The sequence below is a fragment of the Corallococcus sp. EGB genome (assembly GCF_019968905.1).
In the GTDB taxonomy this organism is placed as follows: domain Bacteria; phylum Myxococcota; class Myxococcia; order Myxococcales; family Myxococcaceae; genus Corallococcus.
Map to the genome: position 1 here is coordinate 4,798,796 of NZ_CP079946.1, position 26,788 is coordinate 4,825,583.

Annotated in this window: 22 protein-coding genes; 12 read left to right on the forward strand and 10 right to left on the reverse strand. The window is 69.0% G+C overall.

Annotated features, from left to right (window positions below):
- Positions 1-2 precede the first annotated feature (2 nt).
- The 3 genes from KYK13_RS19960 to KYK13_RS19970 all read left to right on the forward strand — a co-directional run bounded on the left by KYK13_RS19960 (position 3) and on the right by KYK13_RS19970 (position 5,944).
- Entirely contained in the window at positions 3-560 is a 558-nt protein-coding gene (locus tag KYK13_RS19960) for a hypothetical protein (RefSeq protein ID WP_223631614.1), read from the forward strand.
- The gene (locus KYK13_RS19965) at positions 557-1,228 is read left to right on the forward strand and encodes a hypothetical protein (RefSeq protein WP_223631615.1); all 672 of its coding nucleotides are present in this window, start codon (positions 557-559) and stop codon (positions 1,226-1,228) included. Before KYK13_RS19960 ends, KYK13_RS19965 begins: the two co-directional genes overlap by 4 nt.
- 318 nt (positions 1,229-1,546) lie before the next feature.
- Positions 1,547-5,944 carry a discoidin domain-containing protein gene (locus tag KYK13_RS19970; protein ID WP_223631616.1) on the forward strand — a complete coding sequence of 1,466 codons (4,398 nt, stop codon included), beginning with the start codon at positions 1,547-1,549 and terminating at the stop codon, positions 5,942-5,944.
- Between the two features lie 52 nt (positions 5,945-5,996).
- On the opposite strand, the gene KYK13_RS19975 is transcribed toward KYK13_RS19970, so the two are convergent.
- Complete coding sequence (locus KYK13_RS19975) at positions 5,997-6,575, reverse strand: TetR/AcrR family transcriptional regulator (protein WP_223631617.1); 579 nt, start codon at positions 6,573-6,575, stop codon at positions 5,997-5,999.
- Positions 6,576-6,657: 82 nt separating this feature from the next.
- Here KYK13_RS19975 and KYK13_RS19980 point away from each other — a divergent pair, with 82 nt between their 5' ends.
- A complete protein-coding gene (locus KYK13_RS19980; RefSeq protein ID WP_223631618.1) occupies positions 6,658-7,644 on the forward strand; it encodes an aldo/keto reductase in 987 nt (328 codons plus the stop codon).
- A 73-nt stretch (positions 7,645-7,717) separates the two neighbouring features.
- Here the strand turns inward: KYK13_RS19980 and KYK13_RS19985 are convergent, their stop codons facing one another.
- Entirely contained in the window at positions 7,718-8,332 is a 615-nt protein-coding gene (locus tag KYK13_RS19985; RefSeq protein WP_223631619.1) for an SRPBCC family protein, read from the reverse strand.
- Positions 8,333-8,520: 188 nt separating this feature from the next.
- Between KYK13_RS19985 and KYK13_RS19990 the strand changes: the two genes are divergently transcribed.
- The 3 genes from KYK13_RS19990 to KYK13_RS20000 all read left to right on the forward strand — a co-directional run bounded on the left by KYK13_RS19990 (position 8,521) and on the right by KYK13_RS20000 (position 11,951).
- The gene (locus tag KYK13_RS19990) at positions 8,521-9,495 is read left to right on the forward strand and encodes a WD40 repeat domain-containing protein (protein WP_223631620.1); all 975 of its coding nucleotides are present in this window, start codon (positions 8,521-8,523) and stop codon (positions 9,493-9,495) included.
- A 59-nt stretch (positions 9,496-9,554) separates the two neighbouring features.
- Positions 9,555-11,210: a PQQ-dependent sugar dehydrogenase gene (locus KYK13_RS19995; RefSeq protein ID WP_223646674.1), complete on the forward strand. Its 1,656-nt coding sequence runs from the start codon at positions 9,555-9,557 to the stop codon at positions 11,208-11,210.
- A gap of 93 nt (positions 11,211-11,303) precedes the next feature.
- Positions 11,304-11,951, forward strand: coding sequence for a cysteine hydrolase family protein (locus KYK13_RS20000; protein WP_223631621.1), 648 nt, complete (start codon positions 11,304-11,306; stop codon positions 11,949-11,951).
- Positions 11,952-11,981: 30 nt separating this feature from the next.
- Here the strand turns inward: KYK13_RS20000 and KYK13_RS20005 are convergent, their stop codons facing one another.
- From KYK13_RS20005 to KYK13_RS20020, 4 genes are all read right to left on the reverse strand, one after another.
- Complete coding sequence (locus tag KYK13_RS20005; RefSeq protein WP_223631622.1) at positions 11,982-12,527, reverse strand: polymer-forming cytoskeletal protein; 546 nt, start codon at positions 12,525-12,527, stop codon at positions 11,982-11,984.
- An 84-nt stretch (positions 12,528-12,611) separates the two neighbouring features.
- On the reverse strand, positions 12,612-14,669 hold the full coding sequence (locus KYK13_RS20010; protein ID WP_223631623.1) for a cation:proton antiporter: 2,058 nt from the start codon (positions 14,667-14,669) through the stop codon (positions 12,612-12,614).
- A 93-nt stretch (positions 14,670-14,762) separates the two neighbouring features.
- Positions 14,763-14,915 (reverse strand): hypothetical protein, encoded by a 153-nt coding sequence (locus KYK13_RS20015; RefSeq protein ID WP_223631624.1) that lies wholly within the window; start codon positions 14,913-14,915, stop codon positions 14,763-14,765.
- Positions 14,916-15,057: 142 nt separating this feature from the next.
- A complete protein-coding gene (locus tag KYK13_RS20020; RefSeq protein WP_223631625.1) occupies positions 15,058-15,537 on the reverse strand; it encodes a hypothetical protein in 480 nt (159 codons plus the stop codon).
- A gap of 221 nt (positions 15,538-15,758) precedes the next feature.
- Between KYK13_RS20020 and KYK13_RS20025 the strand changes: the two genes are divergently transcribed.
- The 4 genes from KYK13_RS20025 (at position 15,759) to KYK13_RS20040 (ending at position 21,261) form a co-directional block, all read left to right on the forward strand.
- Positions 15,759-16,625: a TonB family protein gene (locus KYK13_RS20025; RefSeq protein WP_223631626.1), complete on the forward strand. Its 867-nt coding sequence runs from the start codon at positions 15,759-15,761 to the stop codon at positions 16,623-16,625.
- 27 nt (positions 16,626-16,652) lie between these two features.
- Positions 16,653-17,960 (forward strand): PepSY domain-containing protein, encoded by a 1,308-nt coding sequence (locus KYK13_RS20030; protein WP_223631627.1) that lies wholly within the window; start codon positions 16,653-16,655, stop codon positions 17,958-17,960.
- A 337-nt stretch (positions 17,961-18,297) separates the two neighbouring features.
- Entirely contained in the window at positions 18,298-20,541 is a 2,244-nt protein-coding gene (locus tag KYK13_RS20035; RefSeq protein ID WP_223631628.1) for a TonB-dependent siderophore receptor, read from the forward strand.
- A gap of 39 nt (positions 20,542-20,580) precedes the next feature.
- Positions 20,581-21,261, forward strand: a complete 681-nt coding sequence (locus KYK13_RS20040) for a Fe2+-dependent dioxygenase (RefSeq protein WP_223631629.1) — start codon at positions 20,581-20,583, stop codon at positions 21,259-21,261.
- A gap of 3 nt (positions 21,262-21,264) precedes the next feature.
- On the opposite strand, the gene KYK13_RS20045 is transcribed toward KYK13_RS20040, so the two are convergent.
- Positions 21,265-21,726, reverse strand: a complete 462-nt coding sequence (locus tag KYK13_RS20045; protein ID WP_223631630.1) for a universal stress protein — start codon at positions 21,724-21,726, stop codon at positions 21,265-21,267.
- Between the two features lie 143 nt (positions 21,727-21,869).
- On the opposite strand from KYK13_RS20045, the gene KYK13_RS20050 reads away from it, so the two are divergent.
- Positions 21,870-22,742 carry an SDR family oxidoreductase gene (locus KYK13_RS20050; protein ID WP_223631631.1) on the forward strand — a complete coding sequence of 291 codons (873 nt, stop codon included), beginning with the start codon at positions 21,870-21,872 and terminating at the stop codon, positions 22,740-22,742.
- Positions 22,743-22,745: 3 nt separating this feature from the next.
- Here KYK13_RS20050 and KYK13_RS20055 read toward each other — a convergent pair whose 3' ends face one another.
- From KYK13_RS20055 to KYK13_RS20065, 3 genes are all read right to left on the reverse strand, one after another.
- Entirely contained in the window at positions 22,746-23,540 is a 795-nt protein-coding gene (locus KYK13_RS20055) for a serine protease (protein WP_223631632.1), read from the reverse strand.
- Positions 23,541-23,819: 279 nt separating this feature from the next.
- On the reverse strand, positions 23,820-25,310 hold the full coding sequence (locus tag KYK13_RS20060) for an FAD-dependent oxidoreductase (protein ID WP_223631633.1): 1,491 nt from the start codon (positions 25,308-25,310) through the stop codon (positions 23,820-23,822).
- The gene (locus tag KYK13_RS20065) at positions 25,307-26,653 is read right to left on the reverse strand and encodes a 2Fe-2S iron-sulfur cluster-binding protein (RefSeq protein ID WP_223631634.1); all 1,347 of its coding nucleotides are present in this window, start codon (positions 26,651-26,653) and stop codon (positions 25,307-25,309) included. The genes KYK13_RS20060 and KYK13_RS20065 overlap by 4 nt, the downstream gene beginning before the upstream one ends.
- Positions 26,654-26,788: the final 135 nt, after the last annotated feature.

Here is a 26,788-nt window from a genome sequence, read left to right on the forward strand (position 1 = left end):
TCATGAGGACTGGTCTCCTGCTGGCCGCCGCCGTGGCCGCGCTGTCCGGCTGCTACGACGACCCGACCATCATCTATGGCAAGCAGCTGGAGGGCATGACCTTCACGGTCACGGACCCGGCCATGGGCATCTACCCGAACACCTCCGTGCTGGAGGATCCGAACAACCCCTTCGCGCTGGGCGGGGTGGGCACGGAGACGAAGTGGCAGATCCAGTCCGGCGGGGACCCGGTGGCGGGCTACTACGCGTGGGCCACGGTGCTCGCGAACGGGCCCTATGGCGAAGCGCAGTACTACGTGGCCGTCAACCTGGCCGCCATCTACCAGCGGGGCCGGGCGGATCAGGCCAGCCTGGCGAAGACGCGTGAGATGGCGGTGAAGGCCTACCAGTCCGTGCTCGACAACTTCCCGGACGCGGTGACGTACGACGCGTCCGGCACGGTGGCCTATGACCTGGCGACGCCCGCGTACAAGGGCGTCGTCGAGCTGGGCGGCACCGTGGCGGGCGGCTGGGTGATGGTGAAGACCTCCAGTGGTGCGGACCGGGCGGTGAAGCCATGAAGAAGCCAATGTGGGGTTTGTTGCTGCTGCTCGCCGCCTGCCGTCCGGATCCGGGGCCGGCTGACTACTCCGGCCAGGAGCTGCCGGGCGGCCTGGACCCCGACGGCGGCACGGGGCCGGATTCGCAGATGCTGCCCGGGCCGTTCCCCTACGAGGCCGGCCAGGCCCGCCTCATGGTGGGCATCTTCTACGAGACGGGCCGCTCGCAGGAGATCATCCTCGACAACGTCGACTCCAACTTCTACCTCTACGAGAACACGGTCTACGTGGAGTCCGACCCCGACCACGTCGAGGGCAAGTCCGCGGACCGCATCGTGCAGAACGGCAAGCCGTGGATGGGCTTCGGCGTGCACTGGAAGCAGACGCACAACTTCGACGCGTGGAAGACGCTCCACGTGAGCATGAAGTCGTCCGACGCCGCCTTCGCCAACGTGAAGGTGGGCATGTCCCACGGCACGGGCACCAACGAGAAGGGCTTCCAGTTGGCTGTCTCGAAGTACGGCTGGGCCAACGACGGTGAGTGGCACCACCTGGCCATCCCCGTCGCGGACTACGTGGCGGCGGGCCTGAAGCTCAACGACGTCTCGTCGCCGTTCACCTTCGCGGCCGAGGGTGGCACGGCCGGTCAGTCACTCCTGCTCGACAACCTGTACTTCACCGCGAACTAGGCAGGAACGCAGTGCCAGGAAGGGCGGGCCGGCTGTCGCCGTCAGGCAGCCGGGACGCCCCAGCCTTGCCTCGAGGGCCCCGTCACGCCCCCGCGTGCGGTGTCTCTCAAGGCAGGGAGGCAGTCCCCCAGCAGGGAAGTCCCTTGCGTCCGCCGCGCGTCCTGGCGGTGCGTGCGAACGCAGGTGTCCCGGTGTTCCTACCCAAGGAGTCGTCCCCCAATGTCTGAATCCTCCTCGCCATTGTCAAGCAGGGGCGTCAGTCCCTGTCTCCCTGAAGCACCGCGTGTCTGGTCATTACAAGCCTTCGCGGCGGTGCTGATGGTGGTGTCCCTCCTCGGTGCGTCCGACGCCCACGCGCAGACGAACCTGGCGCTGAACAAGACCACCTATACCTCTTCCGCCGAGGGTCCATTCCTGGGCCAGTACGCGGTGGACGGCGACGGTGGCACGCGCTGGGCCAGCGGCTTCAGCGCGAATGAATGGATCACCGTGGATCTGGGCCAGACGCGCACCATCGGGCGCGTGGTGCTCACCTGGGAGGCGGCGTACGCCACCGTCTACAAAATCCAGGTCTCCAACAACAACACGACCTTCACCGACGCGCTGACGGTGAACACCGGCGACGGCGCGGTGGATGATCTGTCACTGCCGTCAGGCACGTCGGGCCGGTACATCCGCATGCAGGGCATCACCCGTGCGCTGCCCGCGTATGGCTATTCGCTGTGGGAGTTCGCCGTCTATGAGACGGGCGGCACGCCGCCGCCCACCAACACGGACCTGGCACGCAACCGTCCGGCCACGGCGTCCAGCGTGGAGGCGGACGCCGCGGGGCTGCAGCCGGGCTTCGCGTTCGACGGCGACATCAACACGCGCTGGGCCTCCGCGCAGGGCGTGGATCCGCAGTGGATCCGCGTGGACCTGGGCTCGCCGCAGGTGGTGGGCAAGGTGGTGCTGGAATGGGAGGGCGCGTACGGCAAGACGTACACGATTGACGGCTCCAACGACGACGCCAATTGGACCACGCTCAACACGGTGACCAACGGCGCCATCGGCCGCCGGGAGATCCCCGTCTCCGGCACGTACCGCTACATCCGCATGCGCGGCACGGAGCGCGGCACGGGCTACGGCTATTCGCTGTGGTCCTTCGAGGTCTACCAGAACGGCGGCACGACGCCGCCGCCCACGCAGACCACGAACCAGACCATCAAGCTGAATTTCCCGGAGCTGGCATACGCGAAGATCAACGTGTCGCCCGCGCCGCTGTCGGTGACGCCGGTGCCGGAGGAGGGCAACACCACGCCGTCCGTGCGCAACCCGCCCGGGCCCTTCACCTACCAGCTCACGTTCCCGCCCAACACGACGGTGACGCTGTCGAAGAACCAGTTCTCTCCCACGCAGCCGAACACGGACATCCGCCTGGCGGTGGTGGACGTGAACGGCGTGCAGCAGCGCGCGCAGTCCGTCACGGCGCTGGCGGTGCAGGGCGCGGACTGGAACGTCGAAATCTTCTCCACGGGCAATGGCCCCACGGATCCGCGTGACCCCACCATCATCCCGGACCCGTACGTGGCGCCCGCGCCGCTGCCGGTGGCCGGGGCGTTCCGGCTGGTCGCTCCGGCCAACAACGCGATGGTCACCAACACCCGCCGCCCCACGCTGTCGTGGGCCGCGGTGACGGGGGCGTCGAACTACAAGCTCTACGTCAACCTCACGCGCAACGACTACGACTGGATGGCCGCGGGCAACCTGCTGGACAGGTATACGCAGGTGGCGTCGCAGACGGGCACGTCCTTCACCTTCACCGAGGACCTGCCGGATCGCTGGACGTACAAGTGGTACGTCGTGGCCACGCTGTCGGGCGGGAGCACGTCGCGCTCGGACATCGGCAACTTCAGCGTGTACCTGCCGGTGGTGGAGACGCAGTCGGACGGCGTCAACCTCATCAATGGCATGCGCGACCTGAACAAGAATGGGACCATCGAGCCGTACGAGGACTGGCACAACCCCATCTCCGTACGCGTGAACGACCTCTTGGGCCGCATGACGTTGCACGAGAAGGCGCTGCAGATGTTCTACGACGCCAAGACGTACCCCGAGGCCGGCTTCCAGATGGGGCCCCTGTCGCCCACGGACATCCCCATGTTCCAGAAGGCGTCCGCGGCCACGCGCCTGGGCATTCCGCACATCGACGCGGGGGACACCATCCACGGCTACAAGACGAGCTGGCCCACGCAGCCGGCGCTCGCGGCCTCGCGCGACCTGGACACGATCTACGAGATGGGGGACATCCAGCGCCGCGAGCAGCTGGCCATTGGCAGCCGCGGCACGCTGTCGCCGCTGGCGGAGGTGAACACCAAGGTCCTCTATCCGCGCATCCAGGAGGGCAATGGCGAGGACGCGGACCTGGCGGCGGGCATCACTCGCGCGCTCATCGCGGGCCTCCAGGGCGGTCCAGAGGTGAACCCGAACTCCATCTGGGTGACGACGAAGCACTGGCCGGGGCAGGGCGCTGGCGGTGAGGCGGGCATCACCTACGACGGCACCACCATCCACTACCACATGCGTCCGTGGCACGCGGCCATCGAGGCGGGCACCAGCGGCATCATGCCGGGCTACGCGGGCAGCTGGCTGTTGGGGCCGGAGGGCTACGGCGCGGGTGACAACCCGGGCATCCTCAACTACCTGCGCAACCAGCTGAAGTACACGGGCGTCATCTGCTCGGACTGGCTGCCGTCGGGGTCGTGGGTGCGCTCCGCCACGGCGGGCTCGGACGTGATGGGCGGCGCGACGCCGCAGGCCATGGCCAACTTCGAGAACGAAGTTCCCATCGCGCGCATCAACGACTCCGTGCGCCGCATCCTGGACCTGAAGTTCCGCCTGGGCATCTTCGAGGACCCCTACAAGCAGGGCCCCGCTGGCACGTCCCAGTGGCACACCGCGGACAGCAAGGCAGCGGTGCGCCGGGCGTCCCAGGAGGCCATGACGCTGCTCAAGAACGATGGCGCGCTGCCCATCCGCCTGCCTGCGGGCGGCAAGCTGGTCATCGCCGGCCCTCGCGCGGACGACATGTCCTGCATGGTGACCTGGCGCTCAGACTTCCATGGCAATGAGTTTGGCGACCCGACCATCTACGCGGCGGTGAAGGCGCGCGCGGAGGCCGCGGGGCTCACGGTCTACAAGGACAACACCCCGGCGGGCGTGACGCCGGACGCGGCCATCGTGGTGGTGGGCGAGAGCTACTTCACCCACGGCACCGAGTGGGACAAGGAGAAGCCGTACCTGCCGGGTGACCCGATTGGCTCCGCCCACGACGCGAAGTGGGGCGACCAGTACGGCGTCATCAACAGCTTCAAGTCGCGCGGCATCCCGACCACGGTGGTGGTGATCAGCCCGCGGCCCTACGTGCTGACCAACGTGGTGCCCCTCTCCAACGCGCTGATGCTGGCGTACCGCCCAGGCGACATGGGCGGCTACGCGGTGGCGGACGTGCTGTTCGGTGACGTGCTGCCCCGAGGCAAGACGCCGTGGCAGCTGCCGCGGAGCATGAGCCAGATCGGCACGGACGTGGAGAGCAACCAGTTGGAGAAGTGGGACCTGCCGTTCGACCTGGGCGCGACGGACGCGGAGCGCGCGGCCATCCGCCAGAAGATCGCGGCGGGGCAGCCGGTGCCGCCCACCTATGGCAACCCGCTGTATCAGTATGGCTCTGGCATCCAGGGCTTTGGCCTGACGGACGCGACCCCGCCGGTGGCGTTCAACCTGCTGACGCCCGCGAACAACCTGGTGATTACGGGCACGCGTCCGGCGTTCACCTGGTCCGCGAGCAGCGATCCGCAGACGGGCATCCAGCGCTACGAGGTGTTCCTGGACGGTGGCGCGATGCCGGTGGCCATCACCAAGACGCCGTCGGCGGCGCTGGACGGCCTGAAGCTGGCGAACGGGACGCACACGTGGTTCGTGAAGGCATTCAACTGGGCGAACGGCGTGACGCAGTCCGCGACGTTCACCTTCACGCTGAACGACACGACGCCTCCGGCGGCCTTCGAGGCGCTGTCGCCGTCGGCGGGCCAGTCGGTGCCGGGCACGTCCACCCGCTTCATCTGGGAGCAGACGACGGACGTGGGCGCGGGCGTGGCGGAGTACGTCCTCATCGTGGACGGCACGGACCGCAGCCCCTCCATCCTGCGCAGCACGCCGGTGCCGGCGGGCACGAACCTGGCGCGGGGGAAGAATGCCTACGCCACGTCCGTGGAGTTCGGCAGCGCGAACGATGCGGTGGACGGAAGCCTGACGACGCGCTGGTCCAGCGTGGGCACGGCGACGACGGGTGACACGGAGTCCATCACCATCGACCTGGGAGCCGTCTACTCGCTCAAGCGCATCGTGCTGAACTGGGAGGCCGCCTATGGCCGCCGCTACGTCCTGGAGGCGTCGCTGGACAACACCACCTGGACGGCGCTGAAGACGGTGGACACCGGCGACGGTGGCATCGACGACTGGACGGTGGCCGGCGTGGGCCGCTACGTGCGCATGCGCGGTGTGCAGCGTGCGACGGCGTATGGCTACTCGCTGTGGGAGTTCGAGGTGTACGGCGTGGGCACGGAGCAGACGACGCTGAACGGGCTGGCCACGGGCTCGCACACGTGGCGCGTGCGCGCGGTGGATGGCGCGAACAACACCACGCTGTCCTCGGGGCCCATCACGTTCACGAAGTAGGGTGAGGGCTTGAGGTGAGGGGAGGGGCGGCCGGGGTGCTGGCCGCCCTTCTTCATTTGGACGTCATTCCGCGAAGCATCAGCCTGACGATGGCTCGGAGCTGGGGTTCCAGATCGTCATGGGCAGACTGCGTGACAAGCGTGGGATGGTGGAACGCCGCCGTCGCGCGGAACAGGAGATCCGCCTTCTCGCGCGCGTCCTTCACGCCGGCTTCGGCCAGCAGCTCCTGGAGCTGGCCGAGAAGGTCCTTTACATGCGCGATGGCGAAGGGCTTTTCGACCGCCGACGCGACATCGAACGCCCGAAAGGGCGCCGGGTCATCGAGCGCCCTGGAGCGCTTCATCCTGTAGAGGGTCACGAACCAGTCGACGATGCGTGCCTGCGCGTCCCCGGACCGTCGCGTCACCGCGGCCAGGGACTCCGTGGAGTCACGCAGCCAGCGCTCGAGCATCGCGTCGAAGAGCGCCGCCTTGTCGGCGAAGTGGGGGTAGAGCGCGGCGTGGCTGACCCCGATGTCCCGCGCGACGTCGCTCAAGCGGACCTTGTCGTGTCCGTCGCGCCGCACACGGACCAGCGTGGCGTCGATGGCCTTCTCCTTGAGCTGTTCAGCGGACAAACCGGTGCGAGGCATGGGGCGAGGATACCAGATTGACTGAAGGATACTTACAGATTACATATTTTGAAAGTTGAAACCGTGTCCCCGTGAGGAACCCATGTCCCAGATGACGAACCGGCGGCTTGGCCGCGATGGCCCCGCTGTCTCGACGCTCGGCTTCGGATGCATCAGCGTCGCTCGCAGCGGAGAGGCGGCCGAGCGCCAGGCCATCCGCACCCTCAAGGCCGCGCTGGATGCTGGATTCACGTTCCTCAACACCGCGGACTTCTACGGAAGCGGTCAGAGCGAGTTGAACGTCGGCCGGGCCATTCGTGGCAGGCGCGACGAGGCCTTCCTGAGCGTGAAGTTCGGCGCGCAGGTCGCTCCGAACGGGCGGATGATCGGCCTGGATGGGCGTCCGAACTCGGTCAAGAACTTCGCTGCCTATTCGCTCAAGCGCTTGGGCGTGGATGTGATCGACCTCTACCAGCCGGGCCGCGCGGATCCCGAGGTGCCCTACGAGGAGACGATTGGCGCCATCGCGGACCTGATCCAGGAGGGCAAGGTTCGCTATCTCGGCGTGTCGGAGGTCGGAGCCGATCAGATCCGCCGTGCCCACGCCGTGCATCCGGTCACCGCGCTCGAGATCGAGTACTCGCTGGCGTCGCGCTTCATCGAGCGGGAGATCCTGTCGGTCGCGCGGGAGCTGGGGATCGGCATCGTCGCGTATCGGGTCCTTGCCGAAGGCATGCTCGCCGGCACGCTTCCGCAAGGCCAGCCGCCGCAAGGCGCGCATTTCCTGGCGCCCCGGATGCACGGCGAGAACTACGCACGCAACATGGCCACCGCCCAGGCGCTCGATGCGATGGCGGTGCGAAAGGGGTTCACGTCCGCGCAGCTCGCGCTCGCCTGGGTGCTGTCGCGCGGCGACGACATCATCCCGCTCGCCGGCATCAGCCGTCCGGAGCGCATCGCGGAAAATCTGGCGGCGTTGGATGTGAGGTTCACGCAGGACGAGCTGGCGGAGCTGGACCGCGTGTTCGCGCCGGGCGCCATCGTGGGCGGTCGTTACCCCGACTTTGCCGCGAAGTGGGCCGCCAGTTAGACGTGAGGCATGAGAAAGCCCCTCGGGCCAGGGAGGCGCGAGGGGCTGTTGGCCACGAGGTGTCGGCCGTGGACTACGGCGTGGGCGCGGCGACGGCGGGCGCGGTGGCGGCTTCCGCGGCGGCCTTGCGAGCGGCTTCCGCCTCGGCGCGCTTCGTGGCCTCTGCCTGGGCGGCGGTCTTCATGCTGGCGAGGCCCTTCTCGAAGTCCTTGCCCACCATCTTGTCCATGTCCATGAACAGGCACATCGCCTTGCTGATGAAGTTGTGATCGCCGGTCATGGTCCAGGTGACGGAGGTGCCGTCGCTGGCGGGTTTGAACGTGAAGTGGGTGGTGCTGGTGGAGGCGAAGGGCTTGATGAACTCCAGCTTGACGCGGATGGACTCGTTGGCCGAGGCCTCCTGGATCGTCATCTGGCCCTCACCCACGTCGTCGTTGCCCGTCCATCCATAGGTGGCGCCGACACCTGACTCCGCGCCGCCAAACGTCCGCTTCATGTTCGGGTCGAGCTGATCCCAGGGAGACCACTGGTTCCACTGGTGGAAGTCATTGACCAAGCCGAACGCGATGTCGGGCGAGCCCGGCACGGTGGCGGAGCGCGTGACGGTGAAGGTGTCGGGGCGGGTGGCGACGAAGCCGGCGAACAGCACGAGCGCGGCGACGACGCCCATGGAGATCTTCTTGAGCATGAGGTCCTCGAAAGGGGAGCCCAGGGCAGGGCGCCCGCGTCTTAGGCCGCCCCTTCGGTCGGGCTCAAGCCCCCCTGCGAGTCCCCCATCGTGACGCAGCGTGCGGCGCGGGCCATCGTGGCCTCCGCGACCGAAACCGCTTCAAGCCCCGAGCGTGAGCGGCTAAGCGTGCTTCCTGGATCCGCACCATGCTCACGCCTTCCCCGCCGCTGGACCCTGCTACCGCGAGACACTTGTCCCTGTTGCGGACGCTGGGCGAGCCGGAGCTGTCGCCGTCCTCGCGGTGGCAGTGGCTGGCGTGGGATGCGTCGTCGCGCTACCTGCTGTCGGTCCAGAAGCAGGGCGGCGTCTCGCTGCGATGGTGGGACCTGCACGCGGAAACCCATCAGCCGTACGCGGCGAAGTCCATCCCCGGCTGCGTGGCCGCGTGGTTCCTGCCCGACTCTCAGCGGCTGTTGTCGGTGACGGTGCGGGGCACCCTCCAGACGTGGTCCGTCTCCGATGGCCAGTTGCTGTCCACCGTGGAGACGGGCGGCTCCATCTCCCACGCTTTCCTGTCCCCGGATGGGACTCGCCTGCTGCTCGTGGCGAGCGTGGGCCGTGTGCTGCTCTGGGATCTGGAGCGGCGCTGGCTCGTCTGGAGGAAGGAAGAACCGTGGCAGGTCCATGGCTGTGCGCTCTCTCCCGATGGCGCGTTCGCCGCCGTGGGGGCCGCCGAGGACCTGCAGAACGCCGCCACCCGTGCGTTCGTCCGCCTCTGGGACGCGCGGACTGGACTGCGCATCGCGACCCGAGCCTTCAACGCGCGGCGGACCTGGGCCGTGTCCTTCACTCCGTCCGGGGAGCATCTGGTCGCCGCGACGTCCTCGGGGGAATTGCTGTTCCTGACACTGCCCGCACTGGACGTCGCGCGGAGCCTCAAGGCCCCCGCGTCGTTCGCGCTGCATCTGGAGTTCAACCCGTCAGGCTCACTGCTGGCGGCCAGCCCTGACACGAGCGCGTTCGCCATCATTGACGTTCGCGACGGTCAGCATGTCTTTGGCTACTCGGACCTGGATGACCAGCAGGGGAGTACCGCGAACTTCTCTCCCGACGGACGCTTCGTGAGCTGGGGCATGGACGACGGGAAGGTAGGCATCTGGGGCGTGAAGCCGCGTAGCTAGCGGCTTATGGGAAAGAAAAGCCTGATGGGCAGCCATGAGGATGCGCTAGCTTGCAGTTCATGCGAACAATTGCCCTCTGTTTGACCCTGGCATTGCTGACAGCCTTCCCGGCTCACTCCCAGCCCACGGAGACCGCTCGTGACCTTGAAGTCGATGGGGAGTGGCTGTTCCTTGATTCGATAGGGGATGCCACCCGGATGGCGTGGGCTCCGGATGGCTCTGGCCGCCTGTTCGTCTCGACGATGTCTGGAAAAGTCTATGTCGTGGTGAACAGGGTGTTGCAGCCCGTTCCGTTCATCTCCGAGTCATTCAGTCAGGGCTGGAACCAGGAGGGCCTTCTGGGCATGGCCTTTGATCCCGACTTCGCGAACAACCACTACGTCTATTTCTTCGCGGCAATGCCGGGCTACACGCTGCAGATCTTCCGGTACACCGACGTGGGCGGCATCGGCGTCAATCGCACCGTCATCGTGGATGGGATCCAGGCGGGAGTGCTCGACTATGACGGCGGTGGCCTGACTTTCGGTCCGGATGGCATGCTGTACTTCGGGGTGGGGAATCTCCATGGCTACCGCAGCGAAGATGATCTGACGAGCGCAGCGGGAAAGATCCACCGAGTGCGCCCGGATGGCACCGTGCCCACTGACAATCCCTTCTACGATGGGCCGGGCCCCAACGTGGACAGCATCTGGGCGCAGGGGTTCTGCAATCTCTATGGATTGGTTTTTCAGCCGGGGACCGGCCGCCTTTGGGCCAATGCCTCGAGTCCGGAAAACCTTCAGATCTTCAGCGTGAGTCCGGGCGACCATGGCGGGTGGCCCCACTACAACTACACGCGGCCCCCGGGCTACCTCGCGCCCGTGTACTCATACATCCCTGCCTATGATTTCAACTCGTTCACGCCGACAGGCGCTGTGCGGCAGAACGGAGTCGCGACCTTCACACTCCAGGACGGCTACTTGGACTCTACCTGGTACCACAAGGGAACGCGGGTCATGATCAGGGACGTGGTGGATCCCAGCTTCAACGGTGACTTCCATGTCACCGGGCATCCCTCCCCACAGTCTTTCACCGTGGATCAACCGGAGCCGGATGCAGTGAGCGGCGGCGGACAGCTCATGCGGTGGTTCCAGGGCGAGTACGTCATGGGAGGCATGTTCTATGAGGGCACGCGCTTCCCCGCGAGCTACTCCGGCAACTACCTCTACACGGATTTCCACGGGTATCTTCACCGGATCCGGTTCGCGACAGATGGCTCCGTGGCCGCGGAGGACATCATCGTGAACATGTGGTCCTACGCCGGCTTCGTTGACGTGAATGAGGGACCGGACGGGGCGTTGTATGTGCTGGCCCACTACGGACGGATCGTGCGGATCACCCCGGTGCCCGGAGCCCAGGCCCTGATCGTGTCACCCTCGGACGTCGTCATCCCGGAGGGTGAAACCAGGACGGTCATGGTCTCCCTGGCCATGCCTCCCTCCGTGGACGTCTGGGTCAAGGTGACGGCGCAGGGTGGTGATGGCGACCTCTCCGTGGTGGATGGCGCCTCGCTTCGCTTTACGCTCGAGAACTGGAGCGTTCCGCAATTCGTGACGCTGGGCGCGGCGCAGGATGCGGATGCGGAGGTCGACCACGCGTCCTTCACGTTCACGCCGACGAAGGATTTCCCCGCGGTCACCATCCAGGCCCGCACGGAGGAGGACGAGGTCCCATAGGCGCCTGCCAATGGTCGCGGGGGGAACATCCACGCGGGGGGACTCCGCAACCCCATGGGAGGATGATTAGCGTTCCGCCACGGGGAGGTGGATGTGGCGAAGCCGCGCCAGGCGGTCCGGAAGCAGCTGCGCGTGCCGCATGAGCGGCGGCACGACACGGCGTTGCTCATCATCGACGTCATCAACGACCTGGAGTTCCCCGGCGGGGAGAACGTCCTGCCGTGGGCGCTGCGCATGGTCGAGCGCCTGAGCCCCTTCGCCGAGAGGATGCGCAAGGGCGGCGTCCCGGTCATCTACGTCAACGACAACTTCGACCTGTGGCGCAGCAACTTCGCGGACGTCTACAAGCACTGCACCCGCAAGGACAGCCGGGGCCAGCGGGTCGCCCACGCGCTCAAGCCCCAGCCGGACGACTACTTCATCCTCAAGCCCAAGCACTCGGCCTTCTTCGCCACGTCGCTGGTGCCCCTCCTGGAGCACCTGGGGACGAAGAAGCTGCTGCTCGCGGGCATCGCCACCAACCTGTGCGTCTTCTTCAGCGCCCACGACGCGCACATGTACGAGTACAAGATCACCGTGCTCAGCGACTGCTGCTGCGCGGAGAGCGACAAGGACCACGACCTGGCCCTGGATCAGCTCCAGCGCTTCCTGGGCGTGCGCGTCCGCCGGGCCGACGAGGTGCACCTGCCGCCCCGCTCGCGCCGGCGCGCCACGCGCAAGGCCCCGCCGGAAGGGACGTGACGGCGGCGGCCTGACGCGGGGAAGGACGGCTCAGGCGTCCTTGTCGTCGTCATCATCGTCGTCGAGGATGTGGCACTTGCCGGCATCCTCGTCGAGCGCCTTGCCGACGAACTCCTTCACCAGGTCATCGCCGTTGAAGACCAGGGAGAGGTTGACCTGTTCGCCGCCCACGTCCTCCTTCTTGTCCAGACGGAGCTTGCCGCCGAGCGCCGTCGCGCTCCCGTCGACGCGCGCGCCCGCGGGCACCCGCACCTCGCCGCCGATGCACACCACGTCGCCCTTCACCTTGGCGCCGGGCTCCAGGATGACGCGGCCCCGGATGGCCACCACGTCGTTGTCCACCACCGCGCCCTTCTTCACGATGACGTCGCCGTCCACCGCCACCGCGTCGTGGATCTTCTCCCCGGGCTCGACGACCAGGTTCGTCCCCTGGACCGCCTTGCTCCCGTCCTTGACGTTGACGCAGACGGCCTTGGCGGGAGCCTTGGCCGGCGCCTTCTTCGCGGGGTCCGCCGCCAGGGCCGGCAGGGCCAGCGAGCAGGCGAGGAGCATCATGGGCAGGAAGGGACGGCGCATGGCGGAGACCTCCAGAACGCGGAAGGGGAGCGGCATGCCCTTGCTACGGACGGCCGCAACCCCCATTGCATCCGGGCCCGCGCTTCAGCAGAGCACGCCTTTCGCCGCGTCGATGGCCTCGTGGGTGCCCGCGAGCGCCAGGATGTCGCCCGCGCGCAGCACCTCCTGGGCGGTGGGCACGAGGACGCCCGCGTCACCCCGGCGGATGGCCAGCACCGTGGCCCCCGTCATGCCGCGCAGGTTGAGCTCCGCCAGGGTGCGGCCCACCGCCGCGCTGGACTCGCCGAGCGCCACCGACTCCGGCTCTCCGATGCCGGGGAGCATCTGACGCACGCCGTGCAGCACGTCCTGGGACGGCTCGTCCTCGTCGCCCTTGGCGTGGGACTGGGCGGCGAGCGCCTCCACGATGACCTGCGCGCCCGCGCGCATGTGCCCCTGCAGGTTCGTGGCGCTCTTCCAGAACGCGAAGCCCAGCACCCCCAGGGACACCAGCAGCAGCACCGCGCCCGGCACGCCCGGCAGGAACGGCTGGGTGACCGCCAGCACCGGCACGCCCACCATGAAGACGCTGGCCAACTGGAGCGCCACCACCAGCACCCGGCGAGGCGCCGCCGCCAGGTCCACCTTGCCGTTGGCGGCAGCCGGCAGCGCGCCCTCGGCCAGCACCACGCCCAGCCGCCGTCCCATCCGGACGATGCCCACGCAGAAGGGCAGGGCCAGCGCCGTGGCCAGGCCGATGACGATCCACGGCGTCAGGGTCTTGCCCCAGCCCATGCGCTCGTCGATGAACTCCGTCACCTGGGGCAGCAGCACCGACGTGCCGATGACGATGATGGTGATGAACGCCGCGTCCAGCAGCATCAGGAGCGCCATGCGCCGCACGCGCGCGCCCACCGTCTTCTGCCGCGGCGACGTGCGCAGGTTCTCCACCCAGCTGCCGTAGAGCGAGGCGAACGTCTGTAGCGGCGCCGGCAGCTTGCGGTCCACCCAGTTGGCGATGGGGCCGGAGGCGCGGATGAGCCACGGCGTCGTCAGCGTGGTGATGGCGGACACGGCCACCGCCACCGGGTAGAGGAACGCGCCCGTGGCCTTCAGGGACAGGCCCAGGCCCGCGATGATGAAGGAGAACTCGCCAATCTGGGACAGGCTCAGGCCCGCCTGCACGGACGTGCGCGTGCCGTTGCCGGTGAAGAACGCGCCCAGCGACACGCTGAGGATCTTCCCCACGACGACCACGCCGGTGAGCACCGCGATGGCCAGCCAGTGCTCGCGGATGAGCGCCGGGTCGATGAGCATGCCCACCGACACGAAGAACACCGCGCCGAACAGGTCGCGCACCGGCTGCACCAGGTGCTCGATCTCCTTGCCCTCGCCGGACTCCGCCACCAGCGAGCCCGCGAGGAACGCGCCCAGCGCCACCGAGTAGCCGAACGACTGCGCCAGCAGCGCGCCCGCGAAGCAGATGCCCACGCTGGTGACGAGCGTCGTCTCCGGCCGTTGGAGCTTCGTGATGGCGCGCATCGCGCGGGGCACGACGAACAGGCCGATGCCGACCAGGCCCACCAGGAACGCGGCCAGCCGGCCCACGGTGAACGCCAGGTCCCCGGCGGACAGGCCGGTGCCGCTGGACACCGCCGTGAGCATGGCCATCAGCAGGATGCCGATGAGGTCCTCCACGATGAGGATGCCCACCACGATGCCCCGGAGCGCGCCCCGGATGTTCTGCTCGTCGAACGCCTTGGCGATGATGGTGGTGCTGGAGATGGCGATGCAGCAGCCGGTGAACAGGCTCTCCAGCATCGTCCAGCCGAAGGCGCGGCCGGTGATGAAGCCCAGCCACACCATCACGCTGCACTGGATGACGGCGGTGAGCCCCGCGGTGGGCCCCACCTGGAAGAGCTTGCGCAGGCTGAACTCCAGCCCCAGGGAGAACATCAGCAGGATGACGCCCAGCTCCGACAGCGTCTGCACGATGCCCGGGTCCGCCACCAGGGGGATGGGGACGTGAGGACCGATGATGAAGCCCGCGAGGATGTAGCCCAGCACCACGGGTTGGCGCAGGCGCTGGAAGAGGACCGTGGTGACCGCCGCGACACAGAGGACGGTGGCGAGGGCTTGGAGGAAGGCGTGGGCGTCGTGCATGGGGGGCGCCTCGGGGAGGTGATGGGCTCGCGTTGCCCGGCCCCGCCCGCGTCGCGCGGGGCCGGATCCACAGGAAAGGAAGTTAGGGCGGGCTCAGCTGCATCGCTCGAGGGCGATGGCTCCGCCGATGATGACCAGGCACAACAGGCCGCTCCACAGCAGGCGCGCGCCCTGCCACTGGTCGTGGGTGGCGCCGCCCTGGGACGGGGTGGGGGTGGGCTCGGTGGGGGAAGGTGACGAAGACATGGAAGGAGGCCTCGCGCGGCCGCGTGAAGGCGCGCCGCGTGCTTCGAAGGGTGGGGTAGGAGGAAGGGCCTGCACGCCTGGCGTCCGGAGGTCACACCGGGGCGCGGCGGGCACGGGCCCGTGAATGGAAGACGGGTTCCGCTCAGCCCCGGAGGGGTGGGCCTCTCGCCGGGCAGTTCACCGTCCGGGGACGGTCCGCCAGCGGCGTGAGCCGGGAGGGCAGTGCCCGGGCAAGCAGGCCCTCGGCCCGCGCCAGCACTCCCGCGTCATAGCGCGCGAGCAGCGCGCGCAAGGTGTCCCACCGGGGAGCGAAGGGCGTCGGGAGGCGGAGCCCGGACCCGCCGCCATCCACCTGTTCGCGCGAGCCCGGCCGCGGCGCGGCCACATGGGCCCCATGCAGCAGCCCCGCCTCTTCCCACCCCAGCTTCTGGCTGGAAGACGCGCGCAAAGTCTTCTGGGGCCAGGATGCAGCCACCTCCTCGCGGACCCCATGGAAGGGCCCCGCGTGGAGCGCCACCATCCCCAGGAACCCGGCGATGACCGCCGCGCACACGACCGCCGCCAGGGTCATCCTGGAGAAGCGGGGGGCTTCACGCCCGGTGTGGGGAGGGGCCAGCGTCATGGGTGCGGGGGTTAAGCGTGTCGCACGGGATGCGACAGTCAGCCGCCAACCAAAAAGTGCGACGGCGGAAGGGCTTTATACGCAGCGGGGTTTTCACGCACCCCGGAAAATCGCGCCCTTGGCGATGAAAAGGCGACGTGCGGACGCATCCTGCTGATTTCAGTTGGCCTCCACATTGACGTTGCCACCCGCCAGGGGGTATCCCCTTTCAGCGAAAGAAAATGAGAACCATTCTCAACTTCGACGACGGATTGGGGGCAGCGCCGGCGCTGCCTCAAGCTGTGACCGCCCGTGTGGATGCGGCGCGGAGCCCGGCGGGACTGTTCCAGTCCACGACGGCGCCGGCGGAGGCGGGATGGGGTCGCTGGAGCGGGGCCCTGCTGACGGCGACCGCGGCGCACGTGGTGGCGGTGGCGGTGGGACTGATGATGGTGTCGAACCGTCCGCCGCCGGAGGTCAAGAAGCCGGAGCCGGAGCTGGTGCTGATGGCGTACGCGCCGCCCCCGCCGCCCCTGGGCGGTGGCGCGGTGAAGCAGGCCGCGGAGCCCGTGAAGCCGGTGGTGCAGAAGCCCCGCCCGAAGCACCGGGAGCTGGTGGTGCCCGCGAAGGTGCCGGAGCCGGTGAAGGAGCCGCCGGTGGAGCAGGTGGAGACGCCGCCCGCGACGGAGGTGGCGGCGGTCGCGTCGCAGGCGCCCGCGGGGCCGGGCGTGCCTGAAGGCGCGGTGGGAGGCGTCGTCGGGGGCGTGGTGGGCGGAATCGTGGGCGGCAAGGTCGGTGGGCAGGGCACGGCGCCGCCCATCTACACGCCGCGCGAGGTGATGAAGCTGCCGGTGCTGCTGTCCGGCAAGCCGGAGTATCCGCGCCGCGCCCGGGAGGACGGAATCACCGGCGTGGTGATGGTGATGGTGGTCATCGGCACGGACGGACGGGTGGAGCCGGGCTCGCCGCGCATCCAGCGTTCGGTGCCGGGCCTGGACGAGGCCGCGCTCGAGTCCGTGGCGGGCTGGCGCTTCTCGCCGGCCCTGGGGCACGACGGCGCGCCCGTGCGCGTGAAGGTCGTGATCCCGGTGAAGTTCGCCCTGAGGTAGTGCCCTCACAGCTCCGAACAAGCATTCATGAATCCCAAGCTCCGCTCGGTTCTCTTCTGGATCCACCTGGTGTGCGGCCTCATCGTGGGGCTCGTGGTGGGGGTGATGTCGTTCACGGGCGCGGCGATCGCGTTCGAGTCGCAGATCGTTGACTGGGCGGACCGCGATGCGCGCCACGCGGCGCCTCCCGCGCAGGGGACGCCGCGCCTGACGCTGGAGGAGATGATCGCGAAGGTGAAGGAGGCGAAGCCCGCCGTGCCGCCCTCCGGCGTGACGGTGTCCTCGGAGGCGGACAGCATGGTGACGGTGGCCCTGGGCCGCGGCGCCGCGGTCTACGTCCACCCGTACACCGGCGAGGTGCGTGAGCAGGGCGCGCAGGGGTGGCGTTCGTTCTTCCACACGATGGAGGAGCTGCACCGCTGGCTCGCGGCGTCCGGCGACAACCGCGCCGTGGGCAAGGGCATCACCGGCGTGGCGAACCTGGCCTTCCTGTTCCTGGGCGTCTCCGGCCTGTTCCTGTGGTGGCCGCGCAAGTGGAACCTGCGCGCCATGCGGCCCATCCTGTGGTTCCGCAGCGGGCTCAAGGGCAAGGCGCGCGACTTCAACTGGCACAACGTCATCGGCTTCTGGTCGCTGCCGGTGCTGGTGGTGCTGACGGCGTCTGGCGCGGTCATCTCCTACCGGTGGGCGTCCAACCTGGTCTTCACCCTCACTGGCAACGAGCCGCCCGCGGCGCAGGGGCCCATCGCCTCCGCGCCCGTGGTTGTTCCCACGCCCGCGCCGGGGACGCAGCCCCAGCCGCTGGACGCGCAGTTCAACGCGGTGATGAAGCAGTCCAAGGCCTGGGAGGCCATCTCCCTCCGGCTGGCCACGCCTCCGGGCGCGGGCGGTCCGGGCGGCCGTCCGGACGGTGCGCCGCGAGGTGAGGGGGCTCCGCGCGGTGAGGGAGGGCCTCGTGGCGAAGGACGCGGCGGTCCGAAGGGTCCGCAGGCCAGCACCTTCACCGTCCGCGAGCAGGAGCGCTGGCCGCTCTTCGCCACCAACACGGTGTCGGTGGATCCGTTCACGGCGCAGCCGTTGAAGACGGAGACCTACGCGGACTTCAACAGCGGCCGGAAGGTGCGCACGTGGCTGCGCTTCCTGCACACCGGCGAGGCGCTGGGGTGGCTGGGCCAGCTCATCGCGGCGCTCGCGTCCTTCGGCGCCGTGTTCCTCGTCTACACCGGCTACGCGCTGTCCTGGCGCCGCTTCGTCCCGCGCCGCCGGCCCCAGCCCGAGGCTCTTGCGGCGCCGGTGGTGGCTCCGCCGGCGGAATCGAATACGAACGCCGCCTGAAGTCACACTTCCGTCAACCCAGACATTCCAAGGGCCCGGACCGCAAGCGCGGCTCCGGGCCTTTCTGTTTTCACCCACAGGCGTGTGGCATTCGTCTCACTGATACAAGGCAGTGCTGGGACGATCGCCCCTCGGCCGGTTTCGATGTGTTGCCGGGAAGAAATTTCTTGTAACGCCAATCGGGCTCCTGCATATGAGAATCATTCTCATTTAGGCAGTGCTTCCCATCCCGAGGGGATTCGTGTCCACATCCAAGCCCGGTCGTCCTGGTATCCGCTCTTCGAATGGCAACCCTGGAGGCGTGCGCGGCGCGCTCTGGCCCTGGGGACCCGCGGCCGTGGGGCTCGCTTCGGCGCTGGTTGCGGGAGGGGCGGCGGCGCAGGAGACGCCGCTGGCGGGCGAGGCCCCGGCGCCGGTGCAGGAGTCCCGGCCGGCGGAGGCCGCGCCCGCGGGCCAGGCGGCTCCCGCTTCCGAGCCCACGCAGCAGACGGCCCCCGCGGCGGCGGCGATGGCGGGCGACGATGACGCCTACGTCCTGCCGGAGGTCGCGGTGGAAGACGAGCAACAGAAATACAACGTCACCCAGCCGGGCGTGACGCGCCTGCCGAAGGCCATACTCGACACCCCGCAGACCATCACCGTGGTGCCGGAGCGGGTCATCGAGGAGCAGCAGGCGACGACGCTGCGCGATGCCCTGCGCAACGTGTCGGGCATCACCGTGACGGTGGGCGAGGGTGGCCGCCAGGGTGACTCCTTCTCGCTGCGCGGCTTCTCCGCCCAGACGGACACGCTGCGCGATGGCGTGCGCGACCTGGGCTGGTACACGCGCGACACGTTCAACCTGGAGGGCGTGGAGGTCTACTTCGGCCCGTCGTCGGTGGTGTTCGGCCGTGGCTCCACGGGCGGCGCCATCAACCTGGTGACGAAGAAGCCCAAGAAGGCGTCCTTCCAGGACCTGCGCCTGACGCTCGGCACCGCGCCATCCGGCCGCATCGAGGCGGACGTCAACGAGGCCATCAACGACACGGTGCAGGTGCGCGTCTCCGCCACCGGCCAGCTGGCGGACGTGGCCGCCCGTGACGTGGTGCAGGAGAACCGCGCGGGCATTTCTCCGTCCGTGCGCTTCAACCTGAGCGAGAAGGCGTCGCTGGAGCTGGACTACTTCTACCAGCGCGAGCACAGCATCCCGGACTACGGCCATCCGTACTTCAACGGGTACCCCGTCTCCACCAGCCTCGACGTGCCGCGCAGCGCCTGGTACGGCGTGGAGGGCTCCGACAAGGAGCGCGTGAACGTCCACATCGGCACGGGCCGGTTCCTGTACCTGTTCGGCGGTGGCTCGCAGCTCACCAACACGCTGCGCTACGGCGGCGTGGATCGCTTCTCCCGCCCCACCTCGCCGCGTGGCCTGACGCCGGCGGACAACCCCACCACCATCGGCCGTGAGCGCTACGAGACGTCCACGGACAATACCTACCTGGCCAACCAGACGGACCTGCGCGGCGTCTTTCAGACGGGCTTCCTCAAGCACACCGCCAACGTGGGCTTGGAGCTGACGCGCGAGTTCCGGGACCAGTACCGCAACAACCTTCGCGCCACGGGCCTGCCCACCGGCCCCAACATCCCCGCGGACCTCTACGATCCGGATCCGAAGCCGGACCTGTCCGCGGTCTCCACCACCTTCGCGAACTCCAGCAAGACGCGGCAGTGGACGGTCGGCGCGTACGCGGCGGATCAGATCGAGCTGTCGCGCTACTTCGAAGTCCTGGGCTCGCTGCGCTACGACATCTTCCGCACCGACTACACGACGGTGAACACCCAGCTGGTGTCCACGCGGCTGGAGAACAAGGACCACCTGTTCAACTGGCGCGTGGGCGCGGTGGCGCACCCGGCCCAGAAGGCCAGCATCTACGCGATGTACGGCACGTCCTCCAACCCCTCCGCGGAGGTGGGCACCATCACCTCTGGCCAGGAGCGGCTGGATCCGGAGAAGAACGAAACCTTCGAACTGGGCGCCAAGGCGGACCTCGTCGCAGATCGCCTGTCGGTCAGTGGCGCGGTGTTCCGCACGGACAAGAAGAACGCCCGCGTGGCGAACCCCGACCCCACGGGCCCGGCCACCATCCTGGAGGGCGCGCAGCGGGTCCAGGGCTTCAACGCGGGCATCGCCGGCACGGTGCTGCCGCGCTGGAACGTGTTCGCCAACTACACGTTCCTCGACTCGGAGATCCGCGAGAACCCCAACGCCTTCCTCGTGGGCCAGCGGCTGCCCAGCACGCCGAGGAACAGCATGTCGCTGTGGACGACCTACGCCATCACCGACGCGCTCACCCTTGGCGGCGGCGCCGTGTACCAGGACGTCACGCCGGTGAACAACCCGGCCAACGAGACGGTGGTGCTCAACAAGGTCCCCAACTACTGGCGCTTCGACGCGTACGCCAGCTACGCGTTCAAGAAGGTGGACCTGCAGCTGAACGTCTACAACCTCACCGACGCCCTCTACTACGAGGCCTATTATTCGGCGCAGGCCACGCCGGCCGATGGGCGCTCGGCCCTGCTCTCCGCGCGCGTGCGGTTCTAGTCGCGCGCAAGTCCTGCCGGGCGTAGGAGGACGTCCATCATGATGGTGCACATCCCGCAGGTCCTCACGCCCGAGCAGGTGGCCCACTGCCGCGCCGTCTTCCAGCAGGCGGCGTGGGAGGATGGCCGGGCCACCGCCGGCAAGCAGTCCGCACAGGTGAAGAAGAACCTCCAGCTGCCCGAAGGCAGCCCCGCCGCGCGGGAGCTGGGGGACCTGGTGCTCGCCGGCCTGGAGAAGAGCCCGCTGTTCATCTCCGCCGTGCTGCCCCAGCGCGTCTTCCCGCCGCTGTTCAACCGCTACGAGGCGGGCATGGACTTCGGCTCGCACGTGGACAACGCCATCCGGCCCATCCTGGGGACGAACCAGCGCATCCGCACGGACGTGTCCGCCACGCTCTTCTTGAGCGACCCGGACAGCTACGACGGCGGTGAGCTGGTGGTGGAGGACACCTACGGCAACCACTCGGCGAAGCTGCCCGCGGGGGACCTCATCATCTACCCGTCCACCAGCCTGCACCACGTCACCCCGGTGACGCGCGGCGTGCGGCTGGCGTCGTTCTTCTGGGTGCAGAGCATGATCCGCGACGCGGGGAAGCGCTCGCTGCTCTTCGACATGGACACGTCCATCATGCAGCTGACGCGGGAGGTGCCCAAGAGCCCCGCGCTGGTGATGCTCACGGGCGTGTACCACAACCTCCTGCGCCAGTGGGCGGAGCCCTAGCCGTCACTCCGGGCTGACGTGCAGGGTGAGCACCGGGCACGCCGCGCGGCCCACCACCTTCTGCGCCACGCTGCCCAGCAGCATGCGGGTGAGCCCCTTGCGCTGGTGCGTGCCCATCACGATGAGGTCGTACTTCCCGCGCTCGGCCTCCTCCAGCACCACGTTGCCCGCCTCGCCAATCACCACGCGGTGGGAGAGCGCCACGGGCGCGGTGCCGTCCACGGAGCGCAAGAGCGCTTCCATCTCCTTGCCCGCGCTGTCGCGCGCCATCGCCTCCAGCGAGTTGGCGTCCCAGCCGGGCGAAGCCACCAGCAGGTCCGGCGCCACGTACTGCGGCGGCTCCCAGGCGTGCAGCACGTCCACCGTCGCGCCGAAGGGACGGGCGAGTTGGAGCGCGTAGTTCACGACGGACCGGGACCCGTCCTTCAGGTCCACCGGCACGAGGATGCGTGAAGGGCCAGCCATGGGTGTCCTCCTGCGGGAAGCATGAAGGGGTAAGGCCCGCCCGCCACCAGGGCAAGGGGGCGTCCGGGGAGCGGCGAGCAGCGGGGCGGGCACGCAGGGGCACCCGCGCGTGGGCACCTTCCAGTCCGAGGTCCTGCCCCCATATGCGCCCTCCCATCGACAACGGTACCGTGCTCATCATCGGCGCTGCTGGCGGCATCGGCCGCGAGCTTGCCCGGCTGCTCTCCCCGCGGGTCAGGACCCTGGTGCTCGTCGCGCGCGACGTGGACGACCTGGGGAGCCTGAGGGAGGAGCTGCTCGCCCGAAACCCCACCCTGGGCGTGATGGTCCGCGCCTGCCACCTGGATGATCCGAGCGCCGTGGACGCGCTCTTCGAGCACCTGGAGAGTCACTTCGTCCGCGTGGACGTGCTCATCAACAACGCGGACCACGCCTTCAGCGGGCTGTACGCGGAGGAGCGCTGGACGCGAATCGAGGAGCTGGTGCGGGCCAACGTGCTGGCCCCGGCCATGATCACGCACCGCCTGCTGCGCCCCATGCTGGAGCGCGGGCGGGGAGGCATCCTCACCGTGGGCTCGGGCGCGGCGCGCCTGTTCCTCCCGGGCGCGACGACGTTCGCCGCCACGCAGCGCTTCCTGGATGGCTTCAGTGAATCCCTGCGCCTGGAGCTGAAGGACGCGGGCATCCCCGTCACCTTCGTGGCGGCGGGCCCGCTCGCCGTGGGGCCGCACCTGGAGGGGGAGGTGACGCCCTTCTTCGAGCTGTCCCTGCGTCAGTGCGCCCGCGAGGCCCTGGAGGGCTTCGAGCGGGGCGATGCGCTGGTGTACCCCGGCCTGGGGCACCGCTGGGCGATGCGGCTGCTGCGCTTGCTGCCGCGCACGTTCAAGCGGGGCCTGGGACGGCTGGCGCTGGGGGGCTTCAAGCGGAGGCTGCTCCTGAACCCGTCCGGGCCTGGAACGGACCCAGCCCACCGGCCGGTGCTGCTGGCCGGTGGGGAGCCTTCGTCCGCGACGTGACGGCTACAGGCCGATTTCGGCGAGCCGCGCCTTCACGCGCGTGGCCTTCACGCCGGTGTTGGCCGTGCCACGGCCCTGCGAGTTGCCGCCGATGCCAATGTGGTGCAGCGCCACCACCTGGTTCGTGGACGTGGAGATGACGGGCGAGCCGGACGAGCCGCCCAGCGTGTCCGCGTCGTAGGAGATGTCCGTGGTGCTGTAGCTGCCGTTGAGCACCTTGCCCGGCGAGGACTTCTTCGTCGGCGTGCAGGTGCTGTCCGTGTAGTAGTCGCAGTTCTGGTTCACGACGTACACGGTGGCGTTCGTCGCCGCGTTGGTGCTGGAGACGGTCAGGAAGCCGTACACCTGGCCGGGCAGCTGGCCGTTGACGGCCGCGCAGCGCAGCGCCGTCATGTCGTCACCGCTCCACGTCTTGATGAACGTGTCGCACGGGTACCAGACGCGCGAACCGGACGCGACGCCGTCCTCGTAGTTGAACGACACGCGCGCGCCCACCGCGTCCGCGCTGCTGCCCACGCAGTGGTTGTTGGTGATGACCACGTCGTTGGACACCAGCCACGCCGTGCAGCGGCTGCCCACCGCGGGGATGGAGAGGTAGCCCACCGCCAGGGACTTCGTGCGCTGCGTGCCCGTGAGGGACGTGGCGCTCACCCAGTTCAGCGTACCCACGATGACGTTGGACTCCTGCGACGCCAGCGGCCCCTTCGGCTCCGCGTCCGGCACGTCCATGGGCTCCACGGAACCACACGCCGTCAGGCCCATCACCAGCATCGCACCCACGAGCTTCTTCGCGGCCATCTCTGAGTCCTCCCTCCGCGCGGCATTGCGCGGCGCGAAGGGCCAAGGCACGCCGCGTGCCAGCGCGCGCCCCAGAGGGAGCAAGGCATCACCCCGGGGCGCGGGTGGTGCGTGGATGCTCCGTGCAACCCGGTTGCGTTTGTAAAGAAACGTCACATTCCGCGGCGAATCCCCAGCCATCCCGGGCGCTTGTGTGATTTACCGGGAGTGCCGCTTTTGCGGACATGCGGGGCGTGCCCCTGCCTCAGGCCGAGACAGGGGCGGGGAGGGCGGAATCCTTCAGCCGATGATCATGTCCTCGCGCTCGAGCGTGCCTTCCTCGAAGCGGCGGAGGCTGAAGCGGGTGAAGAGCTCGTCGGACTCGCCGGAGGTCATCCACCGGGCCATGCGCTCGGCGACGGCGGGGGCCATCATGAAGCCGTGGCCCACGAAGCCGGACATCTGGAGCAGGTTGTCCAGGCCCGGGGTGCGCCCGAGGATGGGGTTGTTGTCCGGGGTGACGTCGTAGAGGCCGCCCCACTGGCGCAGCACCTTCACCTGGCCCACGTGCGGCAGCTGCTCCGTGAGGGCCTGGGCGAAGCGCGACACGAAGCGCAGCGTGCTGCCCATGTTGGGGCCGGAGGGCTCCTTCGGGTCGCCCATGCCGCCCACGATTTCACCGCGCATGGACTGGCTGAAGTACAGGCCCGTGTCGAGCACCGACACCAGCGGCGACAGGAAGGGCTTGAGCGGCTCGGTGCTGAGGATTTCGTGGCGGTGCGGCTCGTTGGGCAGCTTCACGTCCGCCAGGTCCGCCACCTTCGGGCTCCACGCTCCGGAGGCGATGACCACGGTGTCGCAGGCGATGTCGCCCCGGTCCGTCTTCACCTTGCGCACCTGGCCGTTGCTCGTCTCGAAGCCGGTGACGTTTGTGTACGTCTCCACCTTCACGCCGCGCTTCGCGCAGCCCTGCGCGTAGCCCCACAGGAAGGCCCAGGGGAAGATGACGCCGTCCTCCGGGTTGTAGGCCGCCGTCACGCAGTCCTTCATCGTGAGGCCGGGGACGATGTCGCGCGCCTCGTCCGCGGTGATGATGCGCGTGGGCACGCCGTACTTGTTGTGCAGCACGGCGTTGCGATCCAGCCGGTACGCGGTGTCCTTGCGCTTGGCCAGGAAGAGGTAGCCGCCCTGGCGCAGCCACACGTTGACGCCCAGCTCGCGCGCGAAGCTCTTCATCAAGTCGATGGAGCGCTTGGCCAGCTCGATCAGCGCCGGGGTGCCCCACTGCATGCGCACGCCGCCGCCGTTGCGGCCGGACGCGCCCGCGCACAGGTAGCCGCGCTCCAGCACGACGACGTCCGTCTCTCCGCGCAGGGCCAGGTTGTACGCCAGCGACAGGCCCATGATGCCGCCGCCGATGATCACCACCTTCGCCTTCTGCGGCACCGGTCCTTCCGGGCGCAGGGCGGATGGGAAGTGCTCCAGCTCCTGGGGCACGCCGCCCACGGGCGGGACGGATTCGTCCACGGGGGCGCTGGCCATGAGGCGCAGCTCCGTGGGGTAGAGCGGAGGGCGCGGCGTGAAGGGCACCACGCCCTCCGGCTTGAGCGCCGGGGCCTTCTGCTTGAGCAGCGCGGCCACCGCGGCGTGGCAGCTCTTGCCCTGGCAGATGCCGGTGCCGAAGCCCGTGTAGCGCTTCACCGACTCCACGTCGTGGTAGCCGCGCTCGATGGCGTGCTCCACGTCCGTGACGGTGACGTCCTCGCAGGTGCAGACGAGCGCCTTGCTCATGACAGCCCTCCCAGCAGCGCCTCGGCGGCCCGCGCGCCCATGGCCGCGGCGTCCTTCGCCGTGCCGACCTTCGCCACATCCCCCGCGACGAACACGTCCGCCGCCTGCGTGCGCCCGTCCGCGTCCGCCTCCACGCGGAAGTGGCCCGCGTCCGCGTCGAACTCCACCTTCGCTCCGCCCTGGCGCGCCAGCTCGAAGCCCGGCGTCACCGGCACGGACACCACCACGGCGTCACACGACACCTTCTGCTTGGAGCCACCCTGGGGCGTGAAGCTCAGCGCCGTCACCCCGCGCAGGCCGTGGGCCTTGAGCCCGTCACCGACGACGGCCCTGGGGTGCGCGTTCGCGGGCAGCGGCCCCTTCAGGTCCACCACCGCCGCCACCTCCACGCCACGCTGGGTGAACAGGTGCGCCAGCGCGTGCAGCTCCGGGCCGTGGCCCACCAGCGCCGCCACCTGGGGCGCCACGTCGTGCCGGCGCAACAGCAGGCTCGCCGCGCGGCCCGCGATGACGCCGGGCAGGTCGTTGTTCTCGAAGGGGAGGGTGGGGGGATGGCCGCCCACCGTGAGCAGGAAGCGCTTCGCGTAGACCTTGAGCAGCCGCAGGTTCCCCGCCTCCTGCGCGGCGACGGCCAGGTAGCGGCCGTGCTCGTCGTCATACAGGCCGATGACGGTGGCGTTCTTCACCACGCTGCCCTGCGGGAACGCGGTGGCCTCCGGCACGAAGGGCGCGTTGTCCTCCGGGGCGCCGTGGACCAGCCGTCCGCCCAGGTTCGCGTCGCGCTCGAAGAGGAGGAAGGGCACGCCTTTCCCGGCGAGCACCCGCGCCGCCGCCAGGCCCGCCGCGCCGCCGCCCACCACCGCGACGGAGGTGTGGAAGGCGCGAGGGGGCAGGGGCTCCGGGCCCGCCTCCTTGGGCAACAGGCCCAGGCCGGCCAGCTGCCGGGCCACTCGCGCCATCACGTCCTCCGCCACCGGCACGCCCGCGAACATCTCGTGGTGGTCCAGGCGCTTGGGGAAGAACCAGTCGATGGTCTCGAAGATGTCCACCTTCGCGGACGGGTACGCGTTCTGCCGCTCCAACCGCATGCCCTCCTTCGCGGGCGTGCGGCAGGTGTAGACGTTGGGCAGCCCGTCCACGCGCATCAGGCAGTGCGAGCAGGCCGCGGCGAAGCAGTACGGCCCGCGGGGACGGTGGTACTTCACGGAGCGGGAGAGGACGTTCTCGCCCGCGGCGATGAGGGAGCACGCCACCGGCTCGCCTTCGATGGCGGGAATGCTCTCGCCCTCGAGGTCCACGGTGATGGCCCTGCCGCGCGGGGTTGCGTCTGGGAGGCGTCGCATGGGTGCCGCGCAAAATGGCGCACCGGACGGAGGCGGTCAAAGCCTGTCAACGGCCGCCCGCCCTCCACCAACCCCCGCTTCCGACAGCCCAGGTGATGGCGCGCGAGCCTGGGACTTGTGGGAGCAGGAAAAGCC

Bases quoted from the DNA above. Each gene is read 5' to 3' on its own strand.
- KYK13_RS19960 (WP_223631614.1), top strand. From the start codon at position 3: ATGAGGACTGGTCTCCTGCTGGCCGCCGCCGTGGCCGCGCTGTCCGGC.
- KYK13_RS19965 (WP_223631615.1), top strand. From the start codon at position 557: ATGAAGAAGCCAATGTGGGGTTTGTTGCTGCTGCTCGCCGCCTGCCGT.
- KYK13_RS19970 (WP_223631616.1), top strand. From the start codon at position 1,547: ATGGTGGTGTCCCTCCTCGGTGCGTCCGACGCCCACGCGCAGACGAAC.
- KYK13_RS19975 (WP_223631617.1), bottom strand. From the start codon at position 6,575: ATGCCTCGCACCGGTTTGTCCGCTGAACAGCTCAAGGAGAAGGCCATC.
- KYK13_RS19980 (WP_223631618.1), top strand. From the start codon at position 6,658: ATGTCCCAGATGACGAACCGGCGGCTTGGCCGCGATGGCCCCGCTGTC.
- KYK13_RS19985 (WP_223631619.1), bottom strand. From the start codon at position 8,332: ATGCTCAAGAAGATCTCCATGGGCGTCGTCGCCGCGCTCGTGCTGTTC.
- KYK13_RS19990 (WP_223631620.1), top strand. From the start codon at position 8,521: ATGCTCACGCCTTCCCCGCCGCTGGACCCTGCTACCGCGAGACACTTG.
- KYK13_RS19995 (WP_223646674.1), top strand. From the start codon at position 9,555: ATGCGAACAATTGCCCTCTGTTTGACCCTGGCATTGCTGACAGCCTTC.
- KYK13_RS20005 (WP_223631622.1), bottom strand. From the start codon at position 12,527: ATGCGCCGTCCCTTCCTGCCCATGATGCTCCTCGCCTGCTCGCTGGCC.
- KYK13_RS20010 (WP_223631623.1), bottom strand. From the start codon at position 14,669: ATGCACGACGCCCACGCCTTCCTCCAAGCCCTCGCCACCGTCCTCTGT.
- KYK13_RS20015 (WP_223631624.1), bottom strand. From the start codon at position 14,915: ATGTCTTCGTCACCTTCCCCCACCGAGCCCACCCCCACCCCGTCCCAG.
- KYK13_RS20020 (WP_223631625.1), bottom strand. From the start codon at position 15,537: ATGACGCTGGCCCCTCCCCACACCGGGCGTGAAGCCCCCCGCTTCTCC.
- KYK13_RS20025 (WP_223631626.1), top strand. From the start codon at position 15,759: ATGAGAACCATTCTCAACTTCGACGACGGATTGGGGGCAGCGCCGGCG.
- KYK13_RS20030 (WP_223631627.1), top strand. From the start codon at position 16,653: ATGAATCCCAAGCTCCGCTCGGTTCTCTTCTGGATCCACCTGGTGTGC.
- KYK13_RS20040 (WP_223631629.1), top strand. From the start codon at position 20,581: ATGATGGTGCACATCCCGCAGGTCCTCACGCCCGAGCAGGTGGCCCAC.
- KYK13_RS20045 (WP_223631630.1), bottom strand. From the start codon at position 21,726: ATGGCTGGCCCTTCACGCATCCTCGTGCCGGTGGACCTGAAGGACGGG.
- KYK13_RS20050 (WP_223631631.1), top strand. From the start codon at position 21,870: ATGCGCCCTCCCATCGACAACGGTACCGTGCTCATCATCGGCGCTGCT.
- KYK13_RS20055 (WP_223631632.1), bottom strand. From the start codon at position 23,540: ATGGCCGCGAAGAAGCTCGTGGGTGCGATGCTGGTGATGGGCCTGACG.
- KYK13_RS20060 (WP_223631633.1), bottom strand. From the start codon at position 25,310: ATGAGCAAGGCGCTCGTCTGCACCTGCGAGGACGTCACCGTCACGGAC.
- KYK13_RS20065 (WP_223631634.1), bottom strand. From the start codon at position 26,653: ATGCGACGCCTCCCAGACGCAACCCCGCGCGGCAGGGCCATCACCGTG.